Origin of the sequence: Stenotrophomonas maltophilia (assembly GCF_900186865.1) — a bacterium.
In the GTDB taxonomy this organism is placed as follows: domain Bacteria; phylum Pseudomonadota; class Gammaproteobacteria; order Xanthomonadales; family Xanthomonadaceae; genus Stenotrophomonas; species Stenotrophomonas maltophilia.
The window spans coordinates 1,955,356-1,967,098 of the sequence record NZ_LT906480.1 but is presented as its reverse complement, the minus strand read 5'-3'; the positions used below and the strand labels follow the sequence as shown (position 1 = coordinate 1,967,098).

At 66.6% G+C, this 11,743-nt stretch carries 7 protein-coding genes; 3 read left to right on the top strand and 4 right to left on the bottom strand.

Annotated elements, in window-relative coordinates:
- The first annotated feature begins 7 nt into the window (after positions 1-7).
- Complete coding sequence (locus CKW06_RS09465; RefSeq protein ID WP_024957577.1) at positions 8-2,116, top strand: phosphocholine-specific phospholipase C; 2,109 nt, start codon at positions 8-10, stop codon at positions 2,114-2,116.
- A 23-nt stretch (positions 2,117-2,139) separates the two neighbouring features.
- On the opposite strand, the gene CKW06_RS09460 is transcribed toward CKW06_RS09465, so the two are convergent.
- From CKW06_RS09460 to CKW06_RS09445, 4 genes are all read right to left on the bottom strand, one after another.
- Positions 2,140-3,735, bottom strand: coding sequence for an alkaline phosphatase D family protein (locus CKW06_RS09460; RefSeq protein ID WP_024957576.1), 1,596 nt, complete (start codon positions 3,733-3,735; stop codon positions 2,140-2,142).
- 10 nt (positions 3,736-3,745) lie between these two features.
- Positions 3,746-6,679: a TonB-dependent receptor gene (locus CKW06_RS09455; protein WP_024957575.1), complete on the bottom strand. Its 2,934-nt coding sequence runs from the start codon at positions 6,677-6,679 to the stop codon at positions 3,746-3,748.
- Positions 6,680-6,820: 141 nt separating this feature from the next.
- On the bottom strand, positions 6,821-7,843 hold the full coding sequence (locus tag CKW06_RS09450) for a FecR family protein (RefSeq protein WP_024957574.1): 1,023 nt from the start codon (positions 7,841-7,843) through the stop codon (positions 6,821-6,823).
- Positions 7,840-8,355: an RNA polymerase sigma factor gene (locus CKW06_RS09445; protein WP_005412945.1), complete on the bottom strand. Its 516-nt coding sequence runs from the start codon at positions 8,353-8,355 to the stop codon at positions 7,840-7,842. The genes CKW06_RS09450 and CKW06_RS09445 overlap by 4 nt, the downstream gene beginning before the upstream one ends.
- Positions 8,356-8,393: 38 nt before the next feature.
- Here CKW06_RS09445 and CKW06_RS09440 point away from each other — a divergent pair, with 38 nt between their 5' ends.
- Together CKW06_RS09440 and aceE are read left to right on the top strand one after the other, a co-directional pair.
- Positions 8,394-8,792, top strand: coding sequence for a hypothetical protein (locus CKW06_RS09440; protein ID WP_024957573.1), 399 nt, complete (start codon positions 8,394-8,396; stop codon positions 8,790-8,792).
- A gap of 245 nt (positions 8,793-9,037) precedes the next feature.
- Complete coding sequence (aceE, locus tag CKW06_RS09435) at positions 9,038-11,710, top strand: pyruvate dehydrogenase (acetyl-transferring), homodimeric type (RefSeq protein ID WP_038645855.1); 2,673 nt, start codon at positions 9,038-9,040, stop codon at positions 11,708-11,710.
- The last annotated feature ends 33 nt before the right edge of the window (positions 11,711-11,743 follow it).

The window sequence follows — 11,743 nt, the reverse complement described above, 5'->3', positions numbered from 1 at the left end:
TGAGCCCGTGACCGATATCGGCCGACGCCGGTTGTTGCAGGCCGGCGTTGCCGCCGGCCTTGCCCCGCTGCTGCCCAGCATCGCCCGGGCCGCAGCGATCGCCCCCGCCGCGCAGACGCGCAGCCTCGAAGACCTGCAGCACATCGTGGTGTTCATGCAGGAGAACCGTTCGTTCGACCACTACTTCGGCACGCTGCCGGGCGTACGTGGTTTCGGTGACCGCTTCGTGGCCCCGGCCCCCGCGCTGCAGGCCGGTGGCCGCGCGCGCAACCTGTGGCTGCAGCCCGATGCCAGTGGCACGCGGGCGATCGCACCGTTCCCGCTGGATACCGCCGCGCACTTCGGCTACATGCGGGTGGAAGGCACGCCGCACACTTGGCCCGATGCGCAGCGCGCCTGGGACCACGGCCGCATGGGGCACTGGCCGAAGGCCAAGCAGAACCACTCCATGGGCTACTTCCAGCGCAGCGACATGCCGTTCCAGTTCGCGCTGGCCGATGCGTTCACGATCTGCGACGCCTACCACTGCGCCATGCAGGCCGGCACCAACCCGAACCGGGTGTTCCTGTGGACCGGCCACAACGATGCACAGGCCCGCGCCGGCGGCCCGGTGATCGCCAACTCGCATGACAACTTCCCCGAACACGGCGGGCATCCGGCGTCCTACCGCTGGACCAGCTATGTCGAGCGCCTGCAGAAGGCCGGCGTGTCCTGGCAGATCTACCAGGACATGGCGGACAACTTCACCGACAACCCGCTGGCCGGCTTCGAGGCGTTCCGTCGGGCGTACAGTGCTGCACCCGGGCATGACCCGCAACTGCGCGCACGCGGGGTCAGCACCCGTGGCCTGCCACAGCTACGCCAGGACGTACTCGACGGGCGCCTGCCGCAGGTCAGCTTCATCATCGCCGATGCAGCCGGCAGCGAGCATCCCGGCCCGTCCAGCCCGGCCCAGGGCGCGGCCTATACCGCGCGCGTGCTGGATGCGCTGACTGCCGATCCGGAAGTCTGGAGCCGCACCGCCCTGCTGCTGATGTTCGATGAGAACGACGGCTTCTTCGACCACATGCCGCCACCGGCACCGCCTTCGCCGGTGGATGGCGGCTGGGCGGGTGCGTCCTCGGTCAGTACCGAGGGCGAGTACCACCGCCATCCCGCGCCGGGCGACGAGAAGTACGATGCCGCCGAACTGCGCGGCCGCCCGTATGGACTGGGCCCGCGCGTGCCGCTGTATGTGATCTCGCCGTGGAGTCGGGGTGGCTGGGTCGACTCGCAGGTCTACGACCACACCTCGGTCATTCGACTGATCGAACGCCGCTTTGGCGTGCCCGCACCGGATATCTCGCCGTGGCGCCGCGCGGTCTGCGGCGACCTCAGCAACGCCTTCGACTTCGCCCAGCGCGATACCCGCCCGTTCGTACGCGGCCTGCCCGACGTGAGCGCGGTGGCCGCACGCGCCGCTGCGTTGCCAGGGCGAACCGTGCCGGCGCTGCCGGAGGGGCTGAAACCAGCGAAGCAGGAAGTCGGCATACGCCCGGCGCGCGCCCTGCCCTATCGGCCGCAGGCATCGATGGTTGCGGTGGACGCCTCGGGCGTGGATCTGGCGCTATCCTGCGAAGGCGCGGCGGCAGTGCTGCATGTCTACGACCGGCTGCGGCTGGATGCGGTGCCGCGCCGCTACACGCTGCTCCCGGGCATGGCGCTGCGCGAGCGCTGGCCGCTTGATGCCCAGGGCCGCTATGACCTGTGGCTGCTGGGCCCGAACGGCTTCCACCGCCACTTCCAGGGGGCGGCCAAGGATCCTGCGCTGCAGGCTTCAATTGATCGCACGGATGGCCAACTGCGGCTGCGGCTGCGCAACCTGGGTGACGGCGCGCAGCAGGTGCGTGTGCAGCCTGGTGCCTATGCCGGGCACATGCCCGATCAGGCGCTGGTACTACCCGCACACGCAGAAACCGCGTTGGCGTGGGACGCAACGCCCACGGCGGGCTGGTATGACCTGCAGATCGGCGCGGGCGAGAGCATGCTGCGCCTGGCCGGTCGCGCCGAGGATGGGCGCCCCGGCACGAGTGACCCGGCGATGGGCAGCGAACCACTGCGGTTCGAGCAGGATTGAAGGATCTCTGTAGAGCGGTAGATTCAGGCCTCCTGCAGCCCCGGCCGGCCGTGCTCCACCGCATAGCGCTTCCAGCTCTGCACCGCGCCATTCGGCTGCATCACGGTATCCAGCGTCTTCATGTCGCCGATCCACGCATCGCGGGTGACATCGCACAGCACATAGCCACGCTTGTCGGTGGTCGCCTTCAGATAGGGGCTGTGCGCAAGCTGGTTCCTGGCATACGCGTCCACACCCTGGCCATCGGCGCCGGAGGTGATCGACGTGGCGAGGAACTCGCTGGAGATCACGCCCGAGTCACGGTGGTCCTGCACCAGATCGCTGGCATAGTGGCGATGCGCGTCGCCGCAGGCGGTCACCACGTTGCCGAAGCCCACCTTCTGGATGTGGTCGAGCAGGCGCCGGCGGCTGTCCAGATAGCCCGACCACTGGTCGTCGGACGACTGCACCACCCCATCCTTCTCGCGCATGTAGTTGCCCAGCGCCACCTGGTGGGCGATGGTGTGCCAGCGCGGTGCGGCATCGGCCAGGCCGTCGAACAGCCAGCGCTCCTGCTTCGCCCCCACGATGCTGCGCTCCGGCGATTCCACCTCCTCACGCAGCGCCATGTTCACCTGCTTGCTGCGGTACTGGCGGGTGTCGAGCAGGTGCAGGTCCATCAGCGTGCCGTAGCGTGCACGTCGGTACATCTGCATGTGGCCATCGCGCGGGAATGCCGAACGGCGCAACGGCATGTTCTCGTAGTAGGCCTGGAACGCCTGTGCGCGGCGCAGCAGGAATACTTCGCTGGGCGTGTCATCCTGGTCTTCGGCGCCGGCCCAGTTGTTGTCCACTTCGTGGTCGTCAAAGGTGACGAACCACGGTGCCGCCGCATGCGCGGCCTGCAGGTCCGTATCGCTCTTGTACTGGGCGTAGCGGCGGCGGTAATCATCCAGCGTGTAGATCTGCGGGCCGACGTGGTTGCGCAGGTTGGTGAACGGCTGGCCGTTCATCTTCCGCAGGCCCGGCTGGCTTTCGCCTTCGTAGATGTAATCACCATAGTGGAAGACGAAATCGAGCGGTTCCTCGGCAATGCGCCGCCACGCGGTGTAGTGGCCTTCTTCGTAGTGCTGGCAACCGGCCACCGCAAAGCGCACGCGATCCACCGCGGCCGTGGCTGCGGGCAGCGTGCGGGTGCAACCGACCGCACTGGCGTGGCCACCGACGCTGAAGCGGTACCAGTAGGGCCTTCCGGGCGCCAACCCGTCCAGCTCCACGTGCACGGCGTGGCCGAGTTCGGGATGCGCCATCGCCGTCCCCTGGCGTACCACCCTGCGCATGCCTTCGTCTGCGGCCAGTTGCCACTCGACCAGCATCGGCCGGGTCGGCATGCCGCCGCCGAACACCAGCGGTTCGGTCGCCAGGCGCGTCCACAGCACCATGCCATCGGCCGAGGGATCACCCGAGGCCACGCCCAGGGTGAAGGGTGTGCTGGCAAAGCGCGGCTTGGCCAGCAGGTTGCGCGGGTTCAGCGCGGTGGCATCGCCCTGCGCGGCCAGCGCGTGTGCCGTGCCCATCCAGGCACCGGCAGCGGACAGGCCGGCCAGGGCCAGGAATCGCCTGCGATTGATCGTCTCCACGGCTGTGCCCTCAGTTGTAGATGATGTGGAAGTAGAAGAAGCGGCCGTAGTCGTCGATCTCGGTACGGAAGCGCCCGTTCGGGCCGGTGCTGTAGGTCGGCTGGGTGTTGAACAGGTTCTTGGCCTCGTACTTCAGCGTCACGTGCTTGCTGACCTTGTGGCTGAAGCCCATGTTGAAGGTCATGTACGGGTCGTAGTACGAATCCAGCCACTGGGTGTCGCCGAAGTCGACCAGCATCCGGCTGCGGTAGGTGCCGGACAGGCGCAGTTGCGCGCTCTTCCACGGCATGCGCCAGATCACCGAACCGTTGAGCGACCAGTCCGGCTGGTACAGCAGCCGGTCCAGGCGGCGCTCGGTGCCATCACTGATGCGGTAGTTGGTCTGGCCTTCCAGCCGCGTGGCGTTGAAGTACATGTCGAAGCGCTGGCGGCCCCACTGCAGGTTGCGGTTGGCCACCGCGAACTCGACACCGCGCAGCTTGGACTCATCGGTGTTCATCGGCTGGGTCACCCGGTAGCGGGTATCACCCACGTCCTCGAAGGTGGTCAGGGTGTAGATGTCGTCCTTGATCACCTTGTCGAACAGCGCCACCGAGACCAGGCCGTTGTTGCCGTTGAAATACAGGTCCCACGCCAGGTCGATGTTGGTGGAACGGCGCGGCTGCAGGTCGGCATTGCCCTGCTTGATGCTGCAGAAGCCCCTGCCCTCCTCGTCATCGCCGCAGCTGGTGCTGGTGGCCTGGGCGATGTTGCTCGGCGTCGGCCGGCCCAGCGTGCGGCTGGCGGAGAAGCGCAGGCGCTGGTCCTCGGTGAGCTTGAAGGTTGCGTTCAACGAGGGCAGCAGATTGTTGTAGCCACCGCTCGTGTTGCGGAACGCAGAGGTATAGGTAGTGCCGCCATCATCGCTGAACGGACTGTAGGCATCGAAGCGGGTGTGGTCGTAGCGCAGGCCGCCGATCAGCAGCAGCCGGCCCCAGGCGTAGTGCGCGGACACATAGGCATTGGTGATGTCCTCCACGTACTTGTAGTCACTGGTGAAGTTGGCATTCGGATACGCCGCATTGTTGTTGCCCAGTTTCGGCAGCAGTTGCTCGTTCCACTTGCGGTTGTCGATCAGCGGGAAGCCCGGCACGCTGCCCAGCAGCGTCGAACCCGGATACAGGTAGTCGTTGAGCGTGGCACTGCTCTTGAAATAGTCGAAGTCGATGTCCTGCCAGATCTTCAGGTGGCGGTACTCGGCGCCGGCGGCCAGGCCGAAACCTCTCGCATCGGCGTCGATGTTGTAGCTGAAGTCGGCGCGCAGGTTGTCGATGCTCTCCTTGGCATCGCGCGGGGAGACGTAGGCCTGCGCCGGATTGAGCTTGAATGCGGAACTGGTCAGCAGGCTGGAATCGGAAACGGCCACCGCGTTGGGGAATCCGTGGCTGTCGTTCTCGTAGTCGACGAACAGGTTGCTCGGGTAGGCGCGTACCCCCCAGTAGACCTGGCTGTTGTGGAAGGTCTCTTCGGTATGGCCACCGCGCAGGGTCAGCCGCGAACGGTCACCCATGTCCCAGTTGAAGCTGGCGATGGCGCCACGGTTGCTGCGGTCCCAGCGGTCGTGGCGGTTCTTGATGTAGATGCTGTTGATCTGGGTGGTGCCGCTGTCTTCGGTCTGGTTGCGGACCGGAAACTTGGCGTTGCCGTACAGATCCGTCTTGTTCATCGTCGAGTTCTCGTAGAACCGGTACGAATACAGCAGCAGCGATGCGTAGAACGGATCATCCGACGGCTTCCACTCAAGCTTGGCGGAGCCACCGAAGTTGGTGATGAAGTTGGTATAGGTGCCAGTGCTGAAGTTGCCAGGCGCACGCAGCCCGTTCCAGCCCTTGGCCTCGTCCGGACCCGTGGTACCGTCGGTGAGGTATTTGCCAGCGTCGTTGTAGTAGTAGTTCGACTCCACCCAGCGCTTGACGCTGTTGCGCGAACGCTGCTCGTAGCGTGCCACCGCAACGATGCCAAACTCCTGGTCGACACCAAACTGGTTGGAGAACACCATCTTGGCGCTCTTGCCGAAGTGACCCAGGGTCTCGTGGTTGCCGCCTGCGCTGCGCTCGACGTTGGTCTCGGCGGTGGAGTAGATGCCTGCCACATCGGCAAACACGTACTTGCCTGACCGGTCGAAGGCGCTGCGGCTGATGATGTCGATCACGCCGCCGATCGCATCCGGTGCCTGCTCGGCACTGAAGCTCTTGTAGATGTCGGTACGGGTGCCGATGTCGCTGGGAATCAGCTGCAGGTTGTTCATGCGCTCGCCGGAGCCACTGCCCCCCACGCTGGCAATCGCGATGCCATCGATGGTGGTGTAGTTGAGGTTGGCCTGCACGCCGCGCACGGTCACGTAACGTGGCTCGCCGGCATCCTCCACCGCACTCAGCCCTGGAGCGGCCATCAGGCTCTCGGCCAGGGTCTCGTCGCCGTAGCTGTCCATCTCGTCATACACCACCGAATCCTTGATCACCGGCGACGACTTCTTCTGGTCGATGACCTCATGTGCGGCAATCACCTTCACCGTGTCCAGGGTCGGCGCCACCATTGCCTCGGCCTCGCGCGGCTTCGGCGCGGCCGGCTTCGGTTGGTTGCGAGCTGGCGCCGGATCGATGGCGATGACATTGCCATCCACCACGGTGTACCCCAGGCCGGTACCGGCCAGCAGCGCGTCCAGCGCCTGCCTGACGGTGGCACCGCGCGGCACCGCACCGGCCATGCGGGCATCACCGCCGGCCGAGTACAGGAACTGCACCCCGGAACCGCGCGACAGCTGCTCCAGCGCACGCGCCAACGGCTGCGCCGCGATCGGCGTGGATACACGCGCCTCCAGGCCATCGGCACCGGCGGCGAAGGCCAGCGGCACGCTGCAGGGGGACAGGGCGAGGATGATCGACAGGTAGAGCGTGTTGCGCATCACGGGTCCTTGGAAGAGAGAAGGCAGCAGGCGCCGCTGCGCGGATCGGCAGCGGCTTCTCCCAAGTAAGAGCCGGCATCCACCGAAGTGGAGAACGCGGATTCGATGAATTTTTTCTGACAGTCCACGACCGCACGGGCCTCAGCGGCTGCCAACCCGCACGGTGTCGCCTTCGCGCCTCACCACGAAGCGCGGGTCGCGTTCGAGGAAGGCCTGCAGCGCACCGATGCGATGCGCATCGAGGCTGCCGGACAACCGTGCCGATGCCGCACCTTCGTCCAGCACGCGTACCTGCACCTGGTTGTGCCGGTTGAAGGCAGCGGCCACCTCGTCAAGCCGCTCGTCGAGGAAGGACACTTTGCGCTGCTGCCAGTCCAGCAGCATCGACAATGGCAGGTCCAATGACTCGACCGCATGGCTGCGCGCGTCGACCTGCACCACCCGGCCTTCGCGCAGTTGCGCAAGACGCCGGGGGTCCACACCCTGGCTCCATACCTCCACCTCGCCGGAGACCACGCCGATGCGCGTGCTCTGCAGCCGTCGCGATACATCGAACACCGTGCCGATGTCGCGGATCTCCAGACCGTTCACCGCCACCTCGAACGGACGGCGGTCGCGGGCGATGTCGAACGTTGCCTCACCCTGCAGCAGCTCCACCTTGCGGCTGAACCAGCCCATGCGTACCCGCAGGCGGCTGTCCGCGTTGAGCCGCACCTGGGTCTGGTCGGGCAGCACCAGGTCGCGAAGTTCACCCTGTCCGGCACTGTAAAGCTGCTCGGTGGGCATCACCTGCGGAACCAGGCCCACGCCGAGCAGGGTGATACAGGCTGCGGCCGCCGCCACCCACCAGCGCGCACGACCGCGACGCGGCACAGCGCGCGGCGGCGCGTGCACGCTACCGAACAGCGGCACCACCTTGGCGGCGACCTGCCGCGGTGGAACCGCCGCGTCGTCAGGCAACGGCGATTGCAGCGCCTCGCCCACCTGCCGGTGCAAGGCAAGGGCGTGCATGTAGGCGCGCACGTGCTCCGGCGAGCGCTTCATCCAGTCCAGGAACGCGAGGCGCCCGGCCTCATCCAGCGCCCCCTCGCGATTGCGCAGGAACCAGTCCATGGCCTCGCAGGCGATCGTGTCGTCGGCCACGGGCGATGAGGTCCGGTTCATGTGAGCTCCCTGGCGCCCAGCGCCTTCCTGCAGGCCTCCAGCCCCTTGCCGATGTGCTTGCGCACCATGTGCACCGACACCTGCAGCTGCTGGCTGATTCGCGGGCAGTCCAGCCCGTCGCGGTAGTGCAGTTCCATCACCCGCCGCGTGGTCGCCGGCAGTCGTGCGATGGTGCTGCGGATATCGTTCCAGCGCTGCGCACGCTCGAATTCACCTTCGATGTCTTCTTCGCTTTTCAGCACTTCGGCCAGCAGGTCGACGTCTTCCAGCGGCGGCAGCGACGACCGCGCGCGCGCATGCTCGCGCGCCAGGTTGGCCGCCACGGTGAACAGGTAGGCTTCCGGGTTCTCGACCGCATCGGCATCCTCGCCGGTGCTCCGCAGCAGGCGCAGGTAGACCTCCTGCGCCAGGTCTTCGGCATCCTCGCTGGCCGAACCGCGACGCAGGAAGAAGCCACGCAGCAGCCGGCGCCGCAGCGCGTAGCTCTTCTCCCAGATCCTCACGCTGTTCACGGCCGGCCAACCACCCCGAGGCTGGAAAGCCACGCAGGGTGACCGCCATCGATGACAGTGGCGTTTCAACGACCGGCAGGCAGCCGCTAGAATGCGGCCCCTGCAATGTCCCGGCAGCCCGCACAAGGAGTGCTCCCATCAACGCACGCACCGCCATCAACACCCTCAGCAGCCTGTTGTTCCTGCTGCTGGTCGCCCACACCACCGCCTACCAGCAGCAGATGTGGCCGCCCAGCCGGGTCATCCATGTGCATCCGGTGATCGTCGTCCTCGCCTATGCGCTGGGTGCGCTCACGCTGCTGTTGTGGATCGGCGGTCGTCGTGCGCCGGAACCCGCCCAGCGCCTGGCGCGCTGGTTGCCCATCGTCGCCTGGTGCCTGCTGGGCATCGGCGTGGCGATCATCCCGGTGTTCCTGCCGGGGTTGTCCCCGGCCTGATCAGCGGCCGCGCCCAGCGTATCGGCCCATGATACGGCGCGCGGCACCAACCCTTGCTTGCCAGAGACCCAAGCCCCGCCCGCCTACCGAAGCGTGGGGGGCAGGCCTACGCTTGTCTTCTCGGTGGCCGCCACGGTCGCCCTTCGCGTCACGGCGCCCGCCGTTGCGACCCCGCTCCAGTGCCGTGCGCCCTGCCGGTGTTGTCGCCCAGGCAGACGTCCGACCGGCGCCCTCTGGAGACAGCCATGAACCAAGCCCTCATTCCCTTCGATACCGATCCACTGGAAACCCAGGAGTGGCGTGAATCGCTGGAGGCGGTGATGCAGGCCGGCGGCCGGCCGCGCGCTCACTACCTGATCGACCAGCTCAGCGATCTGGACGCCCGGCAGCACGGCGACCTGCATACCCGTGCCTGGACTGCCTACGTCAACACCATCCCGCCCGAGCGCCAGCCGGCCTACCCGGGTGACCTGGCCATCGAGCGCCGCCTGAACGCGATGATCCGCTGGAACGCGATGGTGATGGTGCTACGTGCCGGCAAGCACTCCAACGTCGGCGGCCACATCGCCACCTACCAGTCGGCGGCTGTGCTGTACGACGTGGGCTTCGATCATTTCTTCCGTGGCCGTACTGACACCTTCGACGGCGACATGATCTACATCCAGGGCCACTCCGCGCCGGGGATCTACGGCCGCGCGTACGTGGAAGGCCGCATCGATCCAGCGCGCATGGACAACTTCCGCCGCGAAGCCGGTCGCGAAGGCCTGTCCTCGTATCCGCACCCGCGCCTGATGCCGGAGTTCTGGCAGTTCCCCACCGTGTCGATGGGGCTGGGCCCGCTGACCGCCGCCTACCAGGCGCGCTACATGCGCTACCTGGAATACCGCGGCCTGAAAGAACACCAGGGCCGCAAGGTCTGGGCCTTCCTCGGCGACGGCGAGATGGACCAGCCCGAATCGCTGGCGGCAATTTCCCTGGCCGGCCGCGAGCGGCTGGACAACATCGTGTTCGTGGTCAACTGCAACCTGCAGCGCCTGGACGGTCCGGTACGCGGCAACGCCAAGGTCATCCAGGAACTGGAAGGCACCTTCCGCGCGGCCGGCTGGAACGTGATCAAGCTGATCTGGGGCAGTGGCTGGGACGACCTGCTGGCCCGCGACCACAGCGGCCTGCTGCGCCAGCGCATGATGGAATGCGTGGACGGCGACTACCAGACCTTCAAGTCGCAGAGCGGCGCCTACGTGCGCGAGCATTTCTTCGGCCGCTACCCCGAGCTGCTGGAGCTGGTCGCGCACATGAGCGACGACGACATCTGGGCGCTGGCACGTGGTGGCCACGATCCGCAGAAGGTGTACGCCGCCTACCAGCAGGCGGTGAACACCAGCGGCCGGCCGACGGTGATCCTGGCCAAGACGGTCAAGGGTTTCGGCATGGGCGAAGCCGGCGAAGGCCAGAACATCAACCACCAGCTGAAGAAGATGAGCGCCGATGCGGTGCGCGCTTTCCGCGACCGCTTCAACCTGCCGGTCAGCGACGACCAGCTGGAGGAGATGCCCTATCTGCGCCCGGAACCGGACAGCGCCGAAGCAGCCTACTTCGCCGAGCGCCGCCGCATCCAGGGTGGGCAGCTGCCGGCGCGCCTGGCCAAGGTCGATCCGCTGCCGCTGCCGCCGCTGTCGATCTTCAACACCCAGCTGCAGGGCAGTGGTGATCGCGGCCAGTCCACCACCATGGGCTTCGTGCGCATCCTCACCAGCCTGCTGAAGGACCCGGAGCTGGGCAAGCTGGTGATTCCGATCGTGCCCGATGAATCGCGCACCTTCGGCATGGAAGGCCTGTTCCGCCAGATCGGCATCCACTCCTACCTGGGCCAGCTGTACACCCCGCAGGACGCCGGCCAGCTGAGCTATTACAAGGAAGCCAAGGACGGCCAGATCCTGCAGGAAGGCATCAATGAATCCGGTGCGATCTGTTCGTGGATCGCGGCCGGTACCGCCTACAGCAACCACGGCCTGGCCACGATCCCCTTCTACATCTTCTATTCGATGTTCGGCCTGCAGCGCGTCGGTGACCTGGCCTGGGCCGCTGCCGATGCGCGTACCCGCGGCTTCCTGCTCGGTGCCACGTCGGGCCGCACCACGCTGATGGGCGAAGGCCTGCAGCACGATGACGGCCACAGCCACGTGCTGTCGTCGGTGATTCCCAGCTGCGTGTCCTACGACCCGACCTACAACTACGAGCTGGCGGTGATCACCCATGACGGCCTGCGCCGCATGTATGTCGACCAGGAAGACATCTACTACTACATCACCGTACTCAACGAGAACTACCCGCAGCCGGCACTGCGCGAAGGCGCCGAGGCCGGCATCCTGAAGGGCCTCTACCTGCTGCGTCCGGCAGCCGCCGATACCGCCTCGCAGCCACGCGTGCAGCTGATGGGCAGCGGTTCGATACTGCGCGAAGTGGAAGCTGCGGCAGAACTGCTGTTGCAGGACTTCGGCATCGCCAGCGATGTGTGGAGCGCGACCAGCCTGACCGAACTGCGCCGCGATGGCCTGGCTGCCGAACGCTGGAACCTGCTGCACCCGGCTGAGGAACCGCGCGTACCCTACGTGCAGGAGTGCCTGCAGGGCCATGATGGCCCGGTGGTGGTGGCCACCGACTACATGAAGATCGTCGGCGACCAGATCCGTCCCTTCATCAACGACCGCCGCTTCATCGCACTCGGTACCGATGGCTTCGGCCGTTCCGACACGCGTGAGTCGCTGCGCACGTTCTTCGAAGTGGATCGCCACTTCATCGTGCTGGCCGCCCTGAAGTCGCTGGCCGACGAAGGCCGCATCGAGCGCTCGCGGATGCAGGAGGCCATCGACAAGTACGGCATCGACACCGGCAAGCGCGACCCGGCCTCGGTGTAAGGCTGCCGGTGCCATGCCCGCGGATTCCCTCCC

What these genes read in the sequence shown, in the direction of transcription:
- aceE (WP_038645855.1), top strand. Translation starts at nt 9,038, where the DNA reads ATGAACCAAGCCCTCATTCCCTTCGATACCGATCCACTGGAAACCCAG.
- CKW06_RS09450 (WP_024957574.1), bottom strand. Translation starts at nt 7,843, where the DNA reads ATGAACCGGACCTCATCGCCCGTGGCCGACGACACGATCGCCTGCGAG.
- CKW06_RS09455 (WP_024957575.1), bottom strand. Translation starts at nt 6,679, where the DNA reads ATGCGCAACACGCTCTACCTGTCGATCATCCTCGCCCTGTCCCCCTGC.